18 protein-coding genes are annotated in these 18,390 nt (G+C 66.2%); 8 read left to right on the forward strand and 10 right to left on the reverse strand.

What is annotated here, in order from left to right; all coding sequences use genetic code 11:
- The first annotated feature begins 72 nt into the window (after positions 1 to 72).
- Positions 73 to 1,377, forward strand: coding sequence for a cell wall hydrolase (locus AB2M62_RS06110; RefSeq protein WP_404339829.1), 1,305 nt, complete (start codon positions 73 to 75; stop codon positions 1,375 to 1,377).
- On the opposite strand, the gene AB2M62_RS06115 is transcribed toward AB2M62_RS06110, so the two are convergent.
- Positions 1,355 to 2,710: a family 16 glycosylhydrolase gene (locus AB2M62_RS06115; RefSeq protein WP_404338496.1), complete on the reverse strand. Its 1,356-nt coding sequence runs from the start codon at positions 2,708 to 2,710 to the stop codon at positions 1,355 to 1,357. The genes AB2M62_RS06110 and AB2M62_RS06115 overlap by 23 nt on opposite strands.
- Positions 2,711 to 2,888: 178 nt before the next feature.
- A complete protein-coding gene (locus AB2M62_RS06120; protein ID WP_404338498.1) occupies positions 2,889 to 3,362 on the reverse strand; it encodes a PilZ domain-containing protein in 474 nt (157 codons plus the stop codon).
- Positions 3,363 to 3,565: 203 nt separating this feature from the next.
- Between AB2M62_RS06120 and AB2M62_RS06125 the strand changes: the two genes are divergently transcribed.
- A complete protein-coding gene (locus AB2M62_RS06125; RefSeq protein WP_404338500.1) occupies positions 3,566 to 3,754 on the forward strand; it encodes a hypothetical protein in 189 nt (62 codons plus the stop codon).
- A 14-nt stretch (positions 3,755 to 3,768) separates the two neighbouring features.
- Here the strand turns inward: AB2M62_RS06125 and AB2M62_RS06130 are convergent, their stop codons facing one another.
- The 5 genes from AB2M62_RS06130 to AB2M62_RS06150 all read right to left on the reverse strand — a co-directional run bounded on the left by AB2M62_RS06130 (position 3,769) and on the right by AB2M62_RS06150 (position 8,607).
- Positions 3,769 to 4,548, reverse strand: coding sequence for a sugar transferase (locus AB2M62_RS06130; protein WP_404338502.1), 780 nt, complete (start codon positions 4,546 to 4,548; stop codon positions 3,769 to 3,771).
- A gap of 171 nt (positions 4,549 to 4,719) precedes the next feature.
- Positions 4,720 to 6,027: an O-antigen ligase family protein gene (locus AB2M62_RS06135; protein WP_404338504.1), complete on the reverse strand. Its 1,308-nt coding sequence runs from the start codon at positions 6,025 to 6,027 to the stop codon at positions 4,720 to 4,722.
- A 30-nt stretch (positions 6,028 to 6,057) separates the two neighbouring features.
- Positions 6,058 to 6,624 carry a polysaccharide biosynthesis/export family protein gene (locus AB2M62_RS06140; RefSeq protein ID WP_404338506.1) on the reverse strand — a complete coding sequence of 189 codons (567 nt, stop codon included), beginning with the start codon at positions 6,622 to 6,624 and terminating at the stop codon, positions 6,058 to 6,060.
- An 85-nt stretch (positions 6,625 to 6,709) separates the two neighbouring features.
- Positions 6,710 to 7,828, reverse strand: a complete 1,119-nt coding sequence (locus AB2M62_RS06145) for an acyltransferase family protein (protein ID WP_404338508.1) — start codon at positions 7,826 to 7,828, stop codon at positions 6,710 to 6,712.
- Positions 7,828 to 8,607 (reverse strand): metallophosphoesterase family protein, encoded by a 780-nt coding sequence (locus tag AB2M62_RS06150; RefSeq protein WP_404338510.1) that lies wholly within the window; start codon positions 8,605 to 8,607, stop codon positions 7,828 to 7,830. The genes AB2M62_RS06145 and AB2M62_RS06150 overlap by 1 nt, the downstream gene beginning before the upstream one ends.
- 163 nt (positions 8,608 to 8,770) lie before the next feature.
- Between AB2M62_RS06150 and AB2M62_RS06155 the strand changes: the two genes are divergently transcribed.
- Positions 8,771 to 10,996 carry a glycosyltransferase gene (locus AB2M62_RS06155; protein WP_404338512.1) on the forward strand — a complete coding sequence of 742 codons (2,226 nt, stop codon included), beginning with the start codon at positions 8,771 to 8,773 and terminating at the stop codon, positions 10,994 to 10,996.
- On the opposite strand, the gene AB2M62_RS06160 is transcribed toward AB2M62_RS06155, so the two are convergent.
- A complete protein-coding gene (locus tag AB2M62_RS06160; protein ID WP_404338514.1) occupies positions 10,959 to 11,885 on the reverse strand; it encodes a glycoside hydrolase family 16 protein in 927 nt (308 codons plus the stop codon). The two genes, AB2M62_RS06155 and AB2M62_RS06160, sit on opposite strands and share 38 nt — an antisense overlap.
- An 82-nt stretch (positions 11,886 to 11,967) precedes the next feature.
- Here AB2M62_RS06160 and AB2M62_RS06165 point away from each other — a divergent pair, with 82 nt between their 5' ends.
- Positions 11,968 to 12,879: an archaeosortase/exosortase family protein gene (locus AB2M62_RS06165; RefSeq protein ID WP_404338516.1), complete on the forward strand. Its 912-nt coding sequence runs from the start codon at positions 11,968 to 11,970 to the stop codon at positions 12,877 to 12,879.
- Positions 12,872 to 13,546, forward strand: coding sequence for an exosortase C-terminal domain/associated protein EpsI (locus tag AB2M62_RS06170; protein ID WP_404338518.1), 675 nt, complete (start codon positions 12,872 to 12,874; stop codon positions 13,544 to 13,546). Before AB2M62_RS06165 ends, AB2M62_RS06170 begins: the two co-directional genes overlap by 8 nt.
- 5 nt (positions 13,547 to 13,551) lie before the next feature.
- Here the strand turns inward: AB2M62_RS06170 and AB2M62_RS06175 are convergent, their stop codons facing one another.
- Positions 13,552 to 13,794, reverse strand: coding sequence for an XrtV sorting system accessory protein (locus tag AB2M62_RS06175; RefSeq protein ID WP_404338520.1), 243 nt, complete (start codon positions 13,792 to 13,794; stop codon positions 13,552 to 13,554).
- Between AB2M62_RS06175 and AB2M62_RS06180 the strand changes: the two genes are divergently transcribed.
- From AB2M62_RS06180 to AB2M62_RS06190, 3 genes are all read left to right on the forward strand, one after another.
- Positions 13,789 to 14,634: a hypothetical protein gene (locus AB2M62_RS06180; RefSeq protein ID WP_404338522.1), complete on the forward strand. Its 846-nt coding sequence runs from the start codon at positions 13,789 to 13,791 to the stop codon at positions 14,632 to 14,634. The two genes, AB2M62_RS06175 and AB2M62_RS06180, sit on opposite strands and share 6 nt — an antisense overlap.
- A 75-nt stretch (positions 14,635 to 14,709) precedes the next feature.
- Positions 14,710 to 15,582: a hypothetical protein gene (locus tag AB2M62_RS06185; protein ID WP_404338524.1), complete on the forward strand. Its 873-nt coding sequence runs from the start codon at positions 14,710 to 14,712 to the stop codon at positions 15,580 to 15,582.
- Positions 15,583 to 15,637: 55 nt separating this feature from the next.
- Positions 15,638 to 16,180: a TIGR02281 family clan AA aspartic protease gene (locus AB2M62_RS06190; protein WP_404338526.1), complete on the forward strand. Its 543-nt coding sequence runs from the start codon at positions 15,638 to 15,640 to the stop codon at positions 16,178 to 16,180.
- A 1,239-nt stretch (positions 16,181 to 17,419) separates the two neighbouring features.
- Here AB2M62_RS06190 and AB2M62_RS06195 read toward each other — a convergent pair.
- The gene (locus AB2M62_RS06195) at positions 17,420 to 18,208 is read right to left on the reverse strand and encodes a PEPxxWA-CTERM sorting domain-containing protein (RefSeq protein ID WP_404338528.1); all 789 of its coding nucleotides are present in this window, start codon (positions 18,206 to 18,208) and stop codon (positions 17,420 to 17,422) included.
- Positions 18,209 to 18,390 lie beyond the last annotated feature (182 nt).

The raw sequence follows: 18,390 nt of genomic DNA on the forward strand, positions 1-18,390 counted from the left end.
ATAGTATCGCGCGTTTAGGGCAGGCTGGGGACCGGCAAGGCGCCCGGAGGGGCGCAAACCGCAGTGGACCACATGCATATGTACGAGAGTTCGCAACTGGCGATGGAGCGAGTCGAGGCGCTGCGGCAGGCCCGGCGCGCCGATGCGCGCAAGCGGGGGATCGTCGTTGCGATCCTCGCATGCGCCGCACTGCTGGTGATCGGCGCCATCGTCACGATGCTCTGGCGTTCGACACAGCCGGCCAAGCAGCACCCCTATTCCGCCAGCGTGCCGATCCCCGGGACGGCGCCTGGACTTCCGGCGATCGACGCGCCGCTCCCGGCGGTCGAGCCGCTCGAGCTCAAGCCGCTGGACCCCACCGACGCGCGCGCCGTCAATGCCGCGGTGCCCTTCTCGACGCTGCCCAATCCCGCCGCGCGCAAGTTCATCGCCAGCGGCACGACCGCCGACATCGTCCGCGCGACCGACTGTCTGGCGGCGGCGGTGCTGTTCGAAGCGGGCGACGACGCCGTCGGCGAGCGCGCCGTGGCACAGGTGGTGCTCAATCGCGTGCGGCATCCCGCCTTCCCACACACCGTGTGTGGCGTGGTGTTTCAGGGATCGGAGCGCAGTACGGGCTGCCAGTTCACCTTCACGTGCGACGGGGCGATGGCGCGCACGCCCGCGCCGGCGGCCTGGGCACGCGCCCGGGGGATCGCCGCGCAGGCGCTGGGCGGCAGCGTCTTCGCGCCGGTCGGCCTGTCGACGCATTACCACACCGATTGGGTGGTGCCCTATTGGAGCTCGAGCCTCGACAAGGTCACTGCGGTCAAGACGCATCTGTTTTTCCGCTGGACCGGCGGCTGGGGCAGGCCTCCCGCCTTCTTCGCCGCTTATGGCGGGGTGGAGCCGGTGATCCCGCAACTCGCAGTGCTTTCCGAAGCGCATCGCCCGCTCGACGGGGAAGCCGGCGCGGATGCCGCGGCGGCAGCGGCCGCGGCGATAGCGGCGGCCGTGGCAGCGCCGATTGCGCCTGCCGCGCCGAGCTTCGCGCCGACCGCGAACAATCCCGATGCGTTTCTGGTGACCTTCGGCGCGGATATTCCGGCCGACAGCTATCCCGATCTGGCGAAGCAGGCCTGCGGCACACGGCCGCGCTGCCTGTTCATGGCCTGGCCGAGCGCCGCGCTGACCCCCAAGGCGCTGCCGGCATCGACCTCACAGCTCGAATCGATGATCTTCCACTATCTGCGCGATCCGGGTTTCAAGCAGGATCGCACCCGCTGGGACTGCAGCCGCTCGCGGCGCGCCAATCCCGGCGAATGCCTGAGCCGGCAGGCCGGGGGCTCTGCCCCGGCCGCCGCCGCTGCGCCGGTCAGCGGTTCTTCCACACCTTGAACGAAGAGATCGCCATGTCGCCAGTACCCCCGGTATAGGCGCTGGTGGTCTTCACGGCGACATTCATCACCGGATAGAAGGCCTCGCTGAAGGGATTGCGGGCCTGATAGGTCTCGATGCCGTCGACGAACCAGGTGATGTAATCGGCCTGGATATCGACTGCGTAGCGATGCGGCATCGACGCGACATTGTTGATGCCATAAGCCAGCGTGCCGTCGATCCACATGCTGCGCGTGAACTTGCGCTGGTTGATCGGGCCGCCATGGATGTTGGCCGAGAGATTGCGATCGAAGTTCCAGCTGCCATTATAGCCGAAGCCTTCATAGACGTCGATTTCGGGCGGCCAGCCGCGCACGCCGATCAGCCACAGCGCCGGCCATGATCCGCTGCGATTTGCCATCGTCGCGGTCCATTCATACTGGCCATAGGTGACCTGGGTCTCGGGCATGTTGCGGCCGTTGAGCACGCCTGCACCATAGCCATAGCTCACGCCGCCATAGGTGATCGGCGTTGCCAGCTTCTGGCTGTGGATGACGAGCTTGTTGTCCTTGACCGAGAAGGGCGCCTCGGCCGCTGGATGGAGCGTGTTGTCGAGGTAGAGGCCGTTCTCGGCGTTGCCCGTCTGGGCGCGACCATGGGTGAACGAGGTGGAGAAGACGCCCGCGCCGCCCTTGTCCGACCAGCGCACGGTCGCGGGATTCATGTCATAGGCCAGCGTGCCCGAAGGCTTGAAGGTGCGCGGCAGGCGGAAGCCCGCGGTGATCGGCGTGGTTGCTGCAGCGCCCGAAACCGAGGTGATGTTCGCGCTCGAAGTCCCTGCGTTCGCGCCCGACGGCGCCTCGGGGAACATCAGCTTGAACTGCCCGCCTTCCTTGGTCTTGGTGATCTTGACGCTCACCGTCTGGACCAGCGGGTCACCGGGGCGGAAGACGACATATTTGTCGACAGCCTGGAAATAACCGCCCGAATAGACATAGTTGGTGCCGGTGCCGTTCGAGGTCTTGACGCGGACGTGCACGGTGTTGGGCGTCGCCTGGCTCAGGCGGACGGGGATATCGACCTGGGTGGCGCCAAGCGGATAGTTGACGTCGCCGATCGAAACCGTCGCCATCGCCGGATAGGTATATTGCGCGATCGGCTCGAGCGCGCTGCTCGAAGCCTCGGTACCCTGACCGGCTTCGGGCGTGGGCGTTGGCGTGGGGGTCGGTGCCGGGGTTGGCGTCGGCGTCGGTGTCGGCGTCGCCACCACGGCATCGGTCCCGGGCGTGACGACCACGACGCCGGTGGAGGACTGGCTGCTGCCGTCTCCGCCGCAGCCGGACAAGAGGAGCATCAACGCTGGGATAGGAACGGTACGGTGGATCACGGCTGGGGTCCCGTTTTCGAGTGCGACTTATATTCACACTATAGAACAGGGATGTTCGCTAAGCCGTTAACTCTATGGGGAAATTTGCCTCGGTTAATCCCCTAAGGGTGCTACCGGAGCCATGCCGGTGGATCGCCCTTAAGGGTCATCGCAGCAGCAGCCAGAGGACTCCGCCCCAGAAGGCGAGCGCACCGCCTACGGCGATCGATACGCGCGCGGCGGCAGGCCATTTCTGAATCTCGGGTTCGGCGCCGTGCCAATCGGAGGCCGCGATGAACAGCTGCGCGACGTTGGCATTCTCGAAAGCGCCGCTGACTGCGGCGTCGGAAAGATATTCGAAGAATTCGCAGCCATAGCGGTCGCCTTCCTGGCGGACGACGCGCGCCGCAAAGCGGCCGCTTCCCGGAAGCCCGAGCTGGACCACAGCGCCCATCGGCAGCGGGGTCTCCGACACGACGTTGAATCCGCTGACCGACAAGTCGCCGACGGTGACGTCGATCGGCGCGTCGTCGGGGCCGCGAAGCGTGCTCGGCTCGGCCACGGGACGCCGATCACCCGCGCGGCGATCGCCGCTGGTTTGCGGCCGGGCGAACATCTGGTGCTTGGGTACGGCGTTCATAGCCGCCCGCGATAAAGCGAATAGGTTTCCAGCGGGTAAAGGCTCGGCGCGTGGGGAAGAAACTCAGCATCGGCATCGCTCCGTCCGGTAGGGCTCCCGGGTTGTCTTAGAGCGGAAACGATTTGCGTCGCACTTTGTTTTGGTTAAAACAGAGGTCGGGTTGATAAATATGGTTAACGGGCAAAGACCCGTGGGAGAGCGAAGTGAAGAAGTCCATCGCCTCGATATATGGTGGAGCGCCGTCGCTGCGAATTCACCAAAATGGATTAATGCTGCAGCGCATCGTAGATTACGCCGAAGCGCCGCGTTCTTTGGCGAGTTATCGCGGGATCTTGATCGCTGCGTTAATGTCGCTCGCCTTTTGGGCTGGCGTGTTCGAAGCGATTTTCTAAAACTTGACTAAAGTTTAGCCCGATCCGCGTGCCATCAAGACGGCCGGGACGGTGAAAACCAGAATCCGCATATAGAGCTTTACGCTCTGGCTGCGGGCATAGGTTACGTCCATTGCCACGCGGCGGCGGTAGGAAACCTCGTTGCGCCCGCTGATTTGCCACAGCCCGGTGATGCCGGGGCGCACGCTGATATAGTCGACGAAATAGCGGCCATAGCGATCGACTTCGCTATGGGTGATCGGACGTGGGCCGACCAGGCTCATCTCGCCGACGAGAACATTCCAGAACTGAGGCAGTTCGTCGAGGCTGCTGACGCGCAGGAATTTCCCGACGACGGTGATCCGCGGGTCGTTCTTCAGCTTCTGATCGCGCATCCACGATGCGCGCGCCTCCGGCGATGTCGCGAGCAGTTGCTTCAACCGCTCATCGGCATCGACGACCATCGTGCGGAACTTGAGGCAATAGAATTCACGGCCGTTATGGCCGATTCGCTTATGGCGGAACAGCACGGGTCCGCGATCGACCAGCAGCATCGCTACGAAGATGGCCAACAGGATCGGGGCGAAGAAGAGGAGAGCGAATGCAGCGCCGCTGATATCGATCGCGCGGGTCCAGCGCGGCAGCGACGGCAGAACCGTCTCCACCCTCAAGGGCGCCGTGATCGACGCGTGCTGCATTGGGTGGTCCCCCTGAAACGATTCTTCGAATGTCGGATTTGCGGCACCGTCAATCCTTGTTGCAGTGCAGCAAGGTTCTATTACCGGGACCGATTGAGAATTCAAGAGGCCGCTCAAATGCCTTCACCCTCGTGCAATCCGCGGCACTCGTCTCGCGAATCGAACATTTAATCAATGTTGAATTTTGATGCGCCGCAATATTTTCGTACGAACCCGGGACACAAGTCACGGCGACGCAACAATATTGTCCGATTTGGATGAATTAAGCGTTAAGTTAAGTTTGAGCGGCTATCGCCAGCGACGCCCGTTCTGGGGCGTGATCGCAGGGCGCCGGGCCGGCGCGGGGCCGGATGCTACGGCCGCGCGGTTCCACACCGCGCAGGCCAGCCCGGCCATCACCATCACGGTCGAGAAGTTGAACGGCGCAAACGCCTGGCTCTCGATCGACAGGCGCACCGCGACGTAGCTCAGATAGGCGCAGAACAGAATGCCCATGTCGTTGGGCGCGCGCATCGTGCGCAGCAGCAGCAGCCCGAACATTGCGAGGGCGACGATGCCGTACAGGGCAAGCCCGACATAGCCGAGGTGAACGAGGATCTCGAGAAAGCTATTGTGGAAGTTGAACCCGGCGCGTTCCTTGATCCCGGCGAACAGCCAAATGCCCTCGGCATCGATATTGCCATGGCGCCAGAACGCGTTGTAGCCGAGGCCGAGGACCGGACGCGCATCGATCAGCGCAAACGCCTTTTCCCAGATATAGGTGCGCCCGGTCAGGGTCGCATCCTTGCCGGCCGATTTGAGTAGCAACTCGACCAGCGGGGCGAGCCAGAATTTCTGAAGCAGGGCGGCGACGGCCATCACCGCTCCAATCGCGAGGAAGATCGCCGTGCGTGCCTGTGTCGTCATCAGTCGCGCGAGGTTCCAGGCGACCAGCGCCATCACCGCGACGGCGGAGGCGGCGAGCGAACCGGTCGATTCGGCGCGGCGCAGGATCCACAGTTCGATAAGCATCAGTCCGAGTGCGGCAGCGACGATGGCAATGCGGCGCTCGCGGATGCACGCGACCAGCATCGCGCTGGCGACGAGCAGGCCGACCGCGGCGGTATCCGCGGCGGCGTTCTTGCTCCCGGTCATCCCGGCGAACGCCACGGCGTGGCCGCTGCCCCAGCCGACGCTGCGCCCGAAGCCGAGGCTGACGACCGCGAAGAGCAGGAAGGCGGCAAACAGCCCGTAAAGCGCCTGGCGGCGATCGGTGCCGGCGCCGATTGCGGTGCCGATCATCACCGTCACGAAATATTGGAAGCCGTAATAGAAGGTAGTGCCCGGTTCGATCGACCAGATCGCCGAAAGCATCGCGAAGCCGGGAAGCAGCAGGATCGGCGCGGTCGCGGCGAGAAAGCGCGGCGCGGTGCGGAAGCGTACGGCGAAATAGACCGGCATCAACAGCAGCATCATCGCTGCCGCCTTGGCGCCGAAGGTGTAGGAGAACAGCACCGCGCTGGTGGCGACCGCGGTCCACACCCCGTCGAACCAGCGCAGCCGGTCGACCGACTGCTCAGCAGTCCTTGGGCGCGCGAGGCTTGCGGCGGTATTCATCGCGTGCTCTCGCGCGTCTTCAGGCGACGATCAGAAATAGCGTTCGCCGACCCGGATGGAATCGCCCGGACGCACCCAGACGACCTTGCCCTTGCCGAGCTTATACTCGACTTCGGCCTCGCCGAGATGGCGGATGAAGATCTTCGACTTGCTGGCGCGATAGGTATAGCCGCCTGCCGCCGCCACCGCCTGATCCACCGAAAGATCGGTGGCATAGGGATATTGGCCGGGGCGGTTCACTTCGCCGAGGATGTAGAAGGGGCGGAAGCTCAGCACGTCGATGCTGACGCGCGGATCGAGGATATAGCCCGAGGCAAGCTTTGCCGTGATCGCGGCCTGAAGATCAGCGACGCTCTTGCCCTTGGCAGGAAGATTGCCGATCAGCGGGAAGGCGATGTCACCGGCCGGGCCGATCGAGTATTCGCCGTTGAGCGACTGCTCGCCATAGACGACCACTCGAATCTTGTCGCCCGAATCGAGCGTGTAGACCGGCGGGCGCAGCTCGCTGCTTTGCGCCGCGGCGCTGCCGGCATGGGCGAGCGGAGCCGCAAGGGCGAGAGCGAGCGCAAATGCCCGGACGATGGCGCGAAACTTCATGGATCGATTTTCCTGGCGATAGCCCAATCTGCCGCCTAACATTTTGCACTGCGGCAGAAAAGCGGAATTGCCGGGGGCAAGTGTGTCAGGCTGGGCCGGCGCTCGGTTCGAGGCGCGCCTTGCGTGAATCGCGCACCCAGCGCCGCACCGGCTCGTCGACACCGACGAGCATCAGCCAGGCGACCAGGATCGCGATCGCGGCGATCGGTGCGATGCCTGCATAGAGTGCCCAGCGCGGTGGATCGAAGCGCAGCAGCGCGAGGCAGCAGAAGCTCACCACCGGAAAATGGGTGACGTAGAGCGGGTAGGAAAGACGGCCGAACCAGTCGCTGAGCGCGCGCCAGCGCGGCCCGGGCTGCGTCTGGATCGCCGCGATCAGCAGCAACGGATAGACGAACCCGGCGCAGGCCAGGTCGCGGATCGCATTGGCCGGGGTGCGAAGCGGCTGCGGTGCCACCAGGGTAAGCACGAGAATCGCGGCGATCGCCCAGGCGGCGATGCCGAACCGGGGAAGCCGCTCCTGCTTCCACAGATGGTGAATGAGGATCCCGGCCGTATAGCAATAAGCGAAGGTCGCGATCCCGCCGGCGAGGTTGGCATAGTTCCAGCCGGTGCCAAGGCCGCCAAACACCAGAGCCGCCACCGCCATCGCGACGAAGAGCATCGGCAGTGCGATGGCAAGGCGCGTTACGCTGATCCAGCGGCGTAGCGCGAAATGCACGACATTGCCCCACAGTTCGATCGCCAGCGACCATTGCGGCGGCAGGACAAGGAAGGCGGCGCGGCCGGGCAGCGGTACCATCGCCAGCGCCGCCACCAGCAGCGCGATCAGGATCGGGAAGGAGAAACGGTCGCCGCCCACCACTGCCTTGATGCCCAGCAGCAGCACCCCGAAGCATAGCCCGACGATCAGCAGCGGATAGAGCCGCTCGACCCGCACCCGGACGAAATCACGCAAGCGGCCGGTGCGCATCAGCCCGCCTTCATAGGCATAGGAAATGACGAAGCCGCTGAGCACGAAGAAAAAGGGTACGGCGAGATAGGCCTGGGGGAGCCAATCGGGAAGGAGGAAGATCTCGCCGATATGCATCAGCACGACCGCGACCGCCGCGACGCCACGCAAGCCGTCGAGCAGGCCGAAATGGACGGTGCGCCGCGCGGGCGTGGCATCGGGCGCGTCCTTGGCCGGGCTGGAGGCGTGCATCAGGCCTGTGCCTCGGCTTCGTGCGTCGAGATCGTCCAGTTGCCTAAATCGCTGAGGACCACGGCCGAAAGCTTGCCGGTGCGATAGGCGCCGGTATCCACGCCGATGCGGTTGTGATGGATCTCGACGTCCTCGGCGATCGAATGGCCATGGACGATCAGGGCGCCGTGCCGTCGATCGCTGTGGAGGAACGCGTCGCGTATCCAGAGAAGGTCTTCCACCGATTGTTTCCCGAGCGCTCGGCCGGGACGAACGCCGGCATGACAGAAGAAATAGCCACCCAGGCTAAACGACAGCGGACGATCCCGTAGCCAATCGATCGTATCCGCCCCCGCCGCGGTGGCGACGCGGGCGCCGAAGGCATAGCTGTCTTCGTCCGACAGGGGCAGGCCCGTGCCGAAGCTGCGCAGCGTCGACGCCGCGCCATGTTCGAGCCACAAGCGCTGGGCATTGGCATCGCCCTCGACCGCATGGAGCATCGCCTGTTCGTGGTTGCCGAGCAGAACGTGGACGCGCGGCGAATTCTGCTCTGCGGAGCGCAGGAAATCGACGACGCGCCGGCTATCCGGGCCGCGATCGATGAAATCGCCGAGAAAGACGAGATGGTTGGGAATCGCGGGCTCTTGCGTGACATGCCGTTCGATTGCCTTGATCAGCACTTCGAGAAGGTCCCAGCGGCCATGGATATCGCCGATCGCGATAATGCGCTGACCATCGGTGCGGGCTTGCCGCGCCAGCCATCCGCGCGAGGGCGGCACCGTAAAGGGCTCGATGGTCACGCCGATCGCCATGGCGCGTTGCTACACGCAGCATCTAGGGGCCGCCAGTCCGGATATGGGGCAAACCCATGGTGCGGTGCACAATTTCGGGAATCGAAGCGGTTGCCACCTGCCAGCGGGCTGCCCTAGGCGGGGACTTCGCCAACCATGCCGCGGGGGACAAGTGGACGGGCCGTTGATCAGCTTCGCGATCGCCAATTTCAATGGCGAGCGGTTCCTGCGCGATGCCGTGGCAAGCGCGCTCGCTCAGCGTGGGGTCACGGTCGAGATCCTGATCGTCGACGATCGCTCGACCGATGGCAGCTGGGAACTGGCCGAGCGTCTGGCGGCGGAGGACGCGCGCGTGCGGGCGTTCCAGATGCCGGAAAATGGCGGGCCTGGGGCTGCCCGCAATCTGGCGATCGAGCACGCAGGGGGCCGCTGGCTGGCGGTGCTCGACAGCGATGATCTGCTCCACCCCGATCGTTCGCGCCGGCTGGTCGAGGAGGCGGAGCGCAGCGACGCGTCGATGATCGCCGACGATCTGCTGGTGTTCGACCAGGACCGTTACGAAGCGGTCGCGACGCATCTCGATGCCGGCCGCCGCGGCGACGCCCAATGGATCGCGCTGCCGGCCTATCTCGATGAGACCCGGATGTATGGTCGCCGCCCCAATCTCGGTTTCCTCAAGCCGATGTTCCGGGCCGAGTTCCTCAAGACCGCCGGGCTGCGGTACGACGCCCGGCTGCGGATCGCCGAAGATGACGATCTCGTGCTCCGCGCGCTGGCGGGCGGCGCGCGGTATCGGCTCTTGCCGCGGCCGATGTATTTCTATCGCAAGCATGGCAGCTCGATCTCGCATCGCCTGTCGCCGGCCAATGCCGACAAGATGCTCGCCGCGGGAGACCGCCAGGGTGCGCTGCTTGCCGGCCACGGCCCTGAAGTGCAATCGGCGTGGCGCGGCAAATATGGCGCGCTGCGGCGGTCCTGGGGATTTGCCTGGTTCGTCGATGCACTGAAGCGGCGCGATGCCGGGGGCGCGGTGCGCGCTGCCTTGAACACGCCGGGCGCGCTGCTGCTGCTGCGCCAGCCGATCGCCGCGATCCTGGGCAGGGCGCGCGCACGCCTCCTTCCCGAGCGCGGGGGCCGCGCTGCCGATCCCAAGGCGGTGCTCTTCGTCAGCCGCCAGCGGCTCATGGGGGCGACCAATGGCAGCTCGGCCTATCTGCTCGGCATCGCCCGTGCGGTGCGCGATGCGGGACTGGTGCCGCATCTGGTCCAGCCCTCGCCGGTGCTGTTCGGCCGCATCCCGTTTTTCCGCCTCCGGCCCGAGATGAGCGTTTTCGAGACGATTCAGGTGCGCGGCGGCCGGCGGCTGGGCGGCACGCTCGTCGCGACAAGCCCGGCGATCTTCGCGGGCGCTGTACGAGGCATCGCGGCACGGCTGTTGCGGCGGTTGGGCGCGACCGGCGCCTGGGTGGCCGATCGCAAGGCACCCTATGCGATTGCCGCTCCGTGGGAGCCCGAAGATCTGCTCTTCGTCGCTCGGCATGGCCGCGGGGTGGGGCAAGTCGCGATCGCCGACTATGTCTTCCAGGCCGAGGCGCTGCCCTATCTGCTCGATCCGTCGGTCCGCAGCGCGATCGTGATGCATGATTTGTTCAGCGCGCGCGCCGGCCAGTTCGACAAGGGGCAGGGGGATAGCGTCGCCGCGCTCGATCGGGCGAGCGAGATCGACTTGCTCGGCCGCGCCGACGCGGTGCTTGCGATACAGGCGACCGAGGCGCAGTTCGTCGCAGACCATGTTGGCGGAACCCTGCCGGTGCTGGTGCCGATGGCGATTGCATCGGTTGCCGAGCCGCAGCCGGGCGAGGCCGACATTCTCCTTTTCGTTGGCAGCAACACCGCGCCCAATGTCCATGGTCTGCAGTGGTTCGTCGACGCGGTGTGGCCGGCAGTGCGCGCCGCCGCGCCGGGCAGTCGCCTGCTCGTGGCTGGCACGGTGGGGTCGGCGATCGCGAGCGCCCCCGATGGCGTCGAGCTTCTCGGCCTGGTCGACGATCTTGCCGCGCTATACCGTCAGGCAGGGATCGTCGTCTCGCCGCTGCTCCATGGCTCGGGGCTCAAGATCAAGCTGGTCGAGGCGCTCGCTCACGGCAAGGCGAGCGTGGTCACGGCCGTAACGCTGCAAGGGGTCGAGACGCTGGTGGCAGACGCCGTGATCCAGGCGGACGATGCCGAGAGTTTCGTTCGCGCGATCGGTCTGCTTCAGCGCGATGCGGGGCGCCGGGCGGCGCTGGCGGGCGAGGCGCTGGCCGCGGCGCGGCGGCATTTTGGCGCCGAGGCCGCCACCGCCGATTTCCGCCGCTGGCTCAGCGGCGCGGCGGGGGCACCGGCTTCGCGTCCTTGAAGCGCCAGGCGCGGATATAGTCGATCTCCATCGTCGCCGGGAACGGCGTCTCCGCGTCGGGATAGCCTGGCCAGCTCCCGCCGATCGCGAGATTGGCCAGCAGATACATCGGCTGGTGCATGTCCGGGGGCGTCGGCAGCGTCGCGGTCTTCACGCCGTCGATATAATAATCGATCGTCCGCGGTGTCCACAGCGCGCCATAGAGGTGGAAGTCCTGGCCCGATCCGTCGATCGTAGCGGTCTTGGTCGTATCCTTCACTGCCTTCGAATGAATGCTGTGATAGGCGGTTCGCGGCTTGTCGCCATGCGCTTCGAGAATGTCGATCTCGGGCGGCCATTTGCCGCTGGCGGGAAGCAGCCAGAAGGCCGGCCAGATACCCTTGCCGCCCGACCAGCGCGCGCGAATCTCGAAATATCCGAACGTCTGGGCAAAGCGGCCCCGCGTCGAGATCAGCCCGGAACTGTAGCGGACGCCGCGAATCGGCGTGTCGCGGACATTGGCTGGCTCGGCGGCGATCGCGCGCTGGACCGCGCCGACGGCCTGGTCGGAGAGCGGCGCCGCCTCTATCGTCAGCACCCCGTCCTTGAGGCGGAATGGATCGACGCCGAGGCCCAGGAAGGCCTTGTCGAAATAGACCTGGCGCTCGCGATTGCCCCAGAGATTGCGCTTGGCAATCGTCGGCTGCTCGCGCCGGGGATCGTAAAAGCCGAAGATCCAGCGGCTGGTGTCGATTGCCGGGCCGTCGAATTCCTCGGCGAAGCTCGGCACGAGGTCGAGCCCGGCGGGCGGTCCGCTCTTCACCGTGCGGCCGATCTGCGCCGACAGCGCTGCGACGGCGACAAGCGCGGCCGCGGCGGTCCCGATGAGAATGCGAGTGGTGCGCTTCATGGTCATCCGTGTGGGGGAGCGGTGTGGCGCTGTCCAGCACGCGCGCATTGCCGTGCCCCTGGAATGGGTTAAGAGGAGCGTAATGGGGGTAGGGGTCGTGCATCACGCATCGCTGGGATCGGAGGCTGCGCTTCCGATGGCGTTGCCGCACGCGCCGCGGCTATCGCGCGCGGCGCTGGTGGTGCTGGCGATCGGCGGCGCGGCGTGGCTCGCGCCGGCGCTGTCCGGGCTGGCCACGCTCTATTGGGCGACGCCGCAAGGGGCGCAGGGGCCGATCATCCTGCTGACCGGAATCTGGGCGCTATGGTTCGAATATACGCGCGCGCGCCAGCTCGCCGCGCCCGGCGCGATCGGCTGGACGCTCGGCGGGCTGGTCGCCGCGATTGCGCTTTATGTGATGGCGCGGATGGTCGGCATGCTGTCGGTGGCGTGCCTGGCGGCGTGGCTCGGCATCGTCGCGGCGCTCTATGGCTGCGCCGGATATGCCGTGCTGCGCAGGCTCGCCTTTCCGCTTGTCTATCTGCTGTGCCTGGTGCCGCTTCCTTATAGCGTCGAGTTCGCGCTCACCGGCGCGCTCAAGGCAGGCGTAGCCAGCTGGTCGGTACGGTCGCTGGCGGCGCTGGGCTGGGACGTCGCCTATAGCGGCAGCCAGCTCTATATCGATCAGTTCGAGCTCTATGTCGAAGCCGCCTGTTCGGGGCTCAATTCGATCTTCAGCCTCACCGCGATCGGGCTGTTCTATATCTTCTGGCAGCGACGCCGACCGTGGCAGGAAAGCCTGGTCCTGGCGCTCGCCATCGTGCCGCTCGCCATCTTCGCCAATTTCGCCCGCGTGCTGCTCCTGCTCGTGCTGGTCCATTTCTATGGCGCGCCGGTGCTGGAGACGGCGGCGCATCCCGCCGCGGGATTCCTGATGTTCGCGCTCGCGCTCGCGCTGCTCGTCGCGCTCGATTGGGCGCTGCCCCGGCGCATTCGGAGGACTGCGCATGGCTGATGTCGATCGCCGCGCCTTCGTGGTCGGCGGGCTGCTCGCGGGCGGTGCCGCGGCGGCCGCCCTGGCGCGCCCGGTGGCACCGCTCGCGGCAATCAGCCAGGAGCGGCTCGACGCCTCGGTGCCGATGCGCCTGGGCGACTATCACTCCGCGCCTGGCTTTGCCGCCGTGCTTCCCCCGCGCGACGATCTGAGCAAGCGCCTCTACGATCGCTATCTGGCGCGCGGCTATGTCGCGCCCGGCAAGCCGCCAGTGACGCTGGTCATCGCTTATGGCAGCACTCAGGATTATGGCCTCCAGCTCCATCGTCCGGAAACCTGCTATCCGGCCTCGGGCTGGGCGATCGGCGAGACTGAACGGCTCCCGCTCGCGATCGGCGGCGCGACGATCGCCGCGGCGACGCTGTCGGCCGAGCGGCCCGGGCGGCGCGAGCAGGTGCTGTACTGGACGCGCATCGGCGGGCTCTTTCCCGATAGCGACTGGCAGAGCCGGATCGAGATCCTGCGCGGCGGGCTGATGCGGCAATTGCCCGATGGCGTGCTGGTCCGCCTGTCGACCCCCGCGCAGCCCAGGGCCTTTGCCATCGACACGCTCGTGCAGTTCAATGCGCTGCTGGTCGATGCGCTCGCCGGGCCGGGACGCCAGCTCTTGCTCGGAAGAAAAGCATGACCCAGCTAGCCACGGATCCACGGCCGCAGCCGCACCAGGATATAGGCGATCGTCGCCGCGAGCAGGAGCAGCGCGGGCAGATGCCAGCCGCTATTGCCGAGATAGTTGGCGATTGCGCAGCCGAGCGCGGGCGGCAGATAGGCGAGCACGCGGTCGCCGGCCACCGCGCGGCCGACCGAGCGCTGGAGAAACAGCGTGGCGATCGCGCCAAACAGCAGGACGGTCACCCAATCATAGACGCCATGCACAGAGCTTTCCCCTATTCGCTGCGCGCCTGCTTAGCCCAACCGCGCGCCATTGCCACCTGCGCGGCGTTGCTGCTGCTTGCAGCATGCGACCAGCAGCCCGCACCCAAGGGGCAGGTGCTCGCGTCGGTCGGCGGCGAGGCGATCACCAAGCGCGATCTCCAGGGCGAGCTCGCCGCGGCGGCGCAACTCGGCGCGCGCGACGACGCGCCCGGGGCGGCGCTCGATCGGTTGGTCGAGCGGACCTTGCTGCTGCGGGCGGCGCACGCGCGCGAACTCGATCTGTCGCCCGAATATCTCGCCGCGATCCGGCGTGCCCGCGGCGACATATTGATCGACATGCTCAACGATCAGGTCGCCGCGCAGGTGCCCGCGCCCAGTGCGCCGGAGATCGCCGATTATGTCGCCACGCGGCCGTGGATGTTTGCCGGGCGCCAGGTGCTCACGCTCGACGAGATCGTGCCGCAAGGCGGCGCGGATGCCTTGCGGGCGATCGGGCAGCCGGCGACGGGGGACGATGCCGCGCGCGCCCTGGCGGCGCGCGGCTTGCCGTTCCAGCGGCGCAGCATCCGTGCCGATTCGGCACAATTGCCCGCCGCCGACGCCGCCGCGTTGCTCGCCGCCGGTACCGCGCCCGTCGCGTTGCTCCAGGGTTCGCCGCCGCGCTTCGCCGCCGTGCAGGCGCGCGCGGCGGTGCCGATCACAGGGGAGCAGGCGCTCAAGGTGGCCGATGCGATCATCCGGCGCGAGCGGCTCGCCCGCCGGCTCGAGGCGCTTGTCGCAAAGCAGCGCAACGCCGTCCAGATTCGCTATCGCGAAGGCTTCGGGCCGGCCGCGCGTTAGAGCCCATGGCGTTTTGACGTCGGATGTGCTGTTGTTAGCAATTGCGGTAACCATCGCACACAGGGGAAGAGCTTGATGACCGAAACCACCGAGCCTGCAGCGGCGCGCTCCACGCGCGCGATCAGCGTCAGTCGGTTGCTGCTCGGCTGGCTGGTGATCGTCGCGCTGTTCTTCATCTGGCAGACCGCGGTTTATGCCGGGTTGGTTGCGCGGTTCGCCGAATGGCAGTTCGCCCATCTCGGCGGCTATTTCCCGCTCGGCTCGCTGTTCCTGTTCGTCGTCCTGCTCGGCTTGCCGGTGCTCTATGTCCTGTCGCAGCGCGCCCAGCGCGAGCGCAAGGCGGCGACGCCGCTGGACCAGGGGCGGCTGTTCATCTGGTTCCTCACTACCCTGGCCGGGATTTCGGCGATCGCAGCGATCGTGCTGCTCGGTTATGCCTTCACGCTCTCGCTCGGCTCGGGAACCCCGGTGCGCCTCGAGGCGCGCAGCGGCGATCTGGTCGTGCACGACAATGGTCCGGTGACGCTTTCGGGCACGGTTCTCTACGATCGCATCGCGGTGATGGGCGCAGACACGCCGCTCGCCGGCTGGGGATCGCGTTTCGCGCCGGTGATGGGCAAGGGCGAAAAGGGCAGCAAGCTGCGCTATTTCGTCCAGACCAGCAACGCGCCGGGCGCGCCCAAGGCGGAGGAGATCACCGGCGCGCTGCGTCGCAATGGCCTGCGCGGCGATATCGTCAGCTTGTTCACCGATGCCGGCTATGAAGTCGCTGATCCGCACTACGTTGTATACACCGAGGTGTTTGCGCTGCGGCTCCCCTATTTCTGGGGAGCGGCCCAATGTGCGCTGGTGGCGCTGATCCTCAGCCTTGCCGCAGGGCTGCAGAAATGGCGCCTGCGCCGCCTCGGCCGCACACGGCGCAGCGGTACGCCGCACGCCATTGGCTGAATCTTAACTATAGGCCTTTGCCGTATTTTTAGGGCGACGTGCGAAATCGGCTGTCATGGTCGACGAACGTCTCCTCTGGCTGGCTGCGATGATGGCAGCAGGCACCGCGCTGATGGTGGCGTCGGGGCAGCCGCAGGCGCAGGCCGCGTCGCCGACGGTCGCCTCGGCCTCGGTGGCGATCGCCGATCCGGTTCCCGATCCCACGCCGCTGCGCGAGCGCGGCCGGATCGTGCTCGAGCGCGCGCCCGACGGGCTTTTCTATATCGATGGCCGCGTCAACGACACGCGCGTCCGCTTCCTGATCGATACCGGCGCGACTGCGCTGATCCTCACTGCCGAGGACGCGGCACGGGCCAGTTTGAAGGCTGAGGAAGGCGAGGCGGCAGGCGCGCTGCAGACGGCGTCGGGCTCGTCGGCGATGTCCTGGGCACAGGCCGAAACCCTCGAAGTCGGCGGCCGTGCATTCGATGGCGTGCCCGCCGCGGTCCCCGCCGGCGGGCTCAAGGTGTCGCTATTGGGGCAGAGCGTGCTGAGCAAGCTCGGGCCGATCACCCTCGATGGCAATCGCATGGTGATCGGCGAAGATCGGCTCGACTAGTCGTGCACCGATAAACGACCGCTTTCGGCGTCAGGGCAGCAATGTCCGAGATTGGGTGGGAAGTGGTCCGGCAGCTTTGGGTTGAGATTGATCGAAAGGGGCCGTAGCATTTCTTCGGACGGCGGGAGAAACTGCGTGCGGATGAATGTTCGACCGGCGCAGGAAAGCGGTCCGATCCCTTACTTCGATGCCGGTTTCGTCCGATCCGCCCGCCGAAGAAGCGCAATGCTAGCGTTTGCCATCGCATGGAGTACGCAAGAGTTGGCGCTACCCGCCGACCCGGCGCGCGTGACGTACATTCCGGAGATTGGCGAGGCCGTCGGGAGGGCGTGCACTACGCCGGCGCAAGCCGGATGGGTAATGGATGCCACCATTATCGCATCGCGACCGGCAGCGATGGAGATCGCTTGCAGCTTGGGGCGCGTCGAACCGGGTCCGACAGCGGAATGCGTACGCAACTGCGGCTATGAAAATTTGCGTACTATTAAAGTGCGCTTGACGAACCGAACGATGGCCGCCCTGCGGGCTTCCGGTTGCGCTGACATCTCGATTTGCACCAAGGGCTTCGTCATCAACAGGCCAGGCTACCCTTCAAGAGTGGTAGTGCAGCCTTCTGGCGCGGGCGCGCCGCTGCGACGAGACGTGCCTCCTCTTCAAGTGGAATATGGAAGCGATGTCCGGGGCTATTGGGTCATCGATGCCGGCGGCAACCGCCCCGGTGAGGGTTTGGAATGCAACGCTGGTGCCTATCAATCCGGGGACGACCGGACAGAACGGTGCGATGCTCGTTTCCCGTATCAGCCTAATCTTGCCCGATCTGCGACGCGATCTCCCGGTCCCGATGGTCTGTAATGGGGTCTGGGTCGTCAGTGATCTCTACCTGCAGCAGCTCGGCGCATTCAAGGGCGGCCGACCGCTTCGTGAGGTTGTTCGATCTCTGACTGCTTCGCGTGAGTTCAGAAGGGTTTGCTGATGCTTCAAGATCACAGTTGGGCTGCTCTGAACACTTCTAGAGTGACGGCCGTGCCTCCAACTCGTACGTAGAAAACTCGAACGGACGTCTGCAAGCGGGAAACGCGGCAGGGTTCTAACGGCGAAGAAAGACGCGTTAGCTGCCATTGGTTCTGAAGCTGAACCACCGTCTGCTATCGGGACACGCCACGGCGATGCCGAATGGCCGACTTTGGGCGGTAGCCGACAGGCCGCCATTATGAGTCCACGGCCTAGGAGCCGAAGGGCTCAGGCCGTGGCCAGTTCCCCGGTCGCGGAGACGGTGATGCGCCGACGCCGCAGCGATGCGCCAACCATGCCGATGCCCAGGATCATAAGCGCCCAGCTGGCAGGCTCGGGAACCGCGCCGGGGCCCGGATCGGGATTGGTCGGCGTAGTCGGGTCCGTCGGCGTGGTCGGATCGGTCGGGTTGGTCGGCGTGCCCGGATCGGTCGGGTTCGTCGGATTGGTGGGCGTCGTCGGATCCGTGGGATTGGTCGGATTCGTCGGCGTGGTCGGGTCCGTCGGCGTCGTCGGCGTGGTGGGATCGGTCGGAGTCGTCGGCGTGGTGCCGCCACCCGAACCGAAGATCACGCCACCGGGAAGGCCGATGAAGCTGGCGACCTGCGGGGTATAGCTGCGGCTGCCGCCATTGGCTGCGGTCTCGACCGGCAACACTGCAAGCGGTGCGCCGGAGGCGTTGCCCGAAGCTGCTCCGGGTGCGGGCGCCACGCGCGGGCTCGGCAGCACGCCGCCGATTCCCGGGGTGCGGACCGCGCCGGCGCCTGCGCGCGGCGGACGCGCACTGGCGACGAAGCCGGCAAAGGGGCGACCCGAGGGGCCGCTGACGGCGGGCGGCGCCACAACCGCGGTGAACGCGCTCGCGCCGCGATCCGCCGGGGCGCCTGGCCCGAGCAGAAGTGCTCGTTCGTTTCTGAAGACCAGCGAAACCACCACCAGCGATAGCGCGACAAAGATCGCGATCCGGCGTTCGGTGCCAAGTTCGGTGGCGATCGGCGTGAGGGTTTCTGCGGACATAGTGCAACTGCGTAAAGCAAAGTTAGGATTTAGACAATGAGCAGTTGCCCCTCAGCGTTCCCATAGTGGGAAATTTCTACTCGCAACTGAGCGGAACTAATGGTGCACTGCGACGTGCGGGCAATCGGTCATCGAGGGCGCATCGGATGCACCGCGCCCCGTTCCTGCGTTCATCCTCGGAA

The organism is Sphingomonas sp. MMS12-HWE2-04 (genome assembly GCF_044881185.1).
Taxonomy (GTDB): Bacteria; Pseudomonadota; Alphaproteobacteria; order Sphingomonadales; family Sphingomonadaceae; genus Sphingomonas.

What these genes read in the sequence shown, in the direction of transcription:
- AB2M62_RS06110 (WP_404339829.1), top strand. Translation starts at nt 73, where the DNA reads ATGCATATGTACGAGAGTTCGCAACTGGCGATGGAGCGAGTCGAGGCG.
- AB2M62_RS06115 (WP_404338496.1), bottom strand. Translation starts at nt 2,710, where the DNA reads ATGCTCCTCTTGTCCGGCTGCGGCGGAGACGGCAGCAGCCAGTCCTCC.
- AB2M62_RS06120 (WP_404338498.1), bottom strand. Translation starts at nt 3,362, where the DNA reads ATGAACGCCGTACCCAAGCACCAGATGTTCGCCCGGCCGCAAACCAGC.
- AB2M62_RS06135 (WP_404338504.1), bottom strand. Translation starts at nt 6,027, where the DNA reads ATGAATACCGCCGCAAGCCTCGCGCGCCCAAGGACTGCTGAGCAGTCG.
- AB2M62_RS06140 (WP_404338506.1), bottom strand. Translation starts at nt 6,624, where the DNA reads ATGAAGTTTCGCGCCATCGTCCGGGCATTTGCGCTCGCTCTCGCCCTT.
- AB2M62_RS06145 (WP_404338508.1), bottom strand. Translation starts at nt 7,828, where the DNA reads ATGCACGCCTCCAGCCCGGCCAAGGACGCGCCCGATGCCACGCCCGCG.
- AB2M62_RS06160 (WP_404338514.1), bottom strand. Translation starts at nt 11,885, where the DNA reads ATGAAGCGCACCACTCGCATTCTCATCGGGACCGCCGCGGCCGCGCTT.
- AB2M62_RS06165 (WP_404338516.1), top strand. Translation starts at nt 11,968, where the DNA reads ATGGGGGTAGGGGTCGTGCATCACGCATCGCTGGGATCGGAGGCTGCG.
- AB2M62_RS06170 (WP_404338518.1), top strand. Translation starts at nt 12,872, where the DNA reads ATGGCTGATGTCGATCGCCGCGCCTTCGTGGTCGGCGGGCTGCTCGCG.
- AB2M62_RS06180 (WP_404338522.1), top strand. Translation starts at nt 13,789, where the DNA reads ATGCACAGAGCTTTCCCCTATTCGCTGCGCGCCTGCTTAGCCCAACCG.
- AB2M62_RS06185 (WP_404338524.1), top strand. Translation starts at nt 14,710, where the DNA reads ATGACCGAAACCACCGAGCCTGCAGCGGCGCGCTCCACGCGCGCGATC.
- AB2M62_RS06190 (WP_404338526.1), top strand. Translation starts at nt 15,638, where the DNA reads ATGGTCGACGAACGTCTCCTCTGGCTGGCTGCGATGATGGCAGCAGGC.
- AB2M62_RS06195 (WP_404338528.1), bottom strand. Translation starts at nt 18,208, where the DNA reads ATGTCCGCAGAAACCCTCACGCCGATCGCCACCGAACTTGGCACCGAA.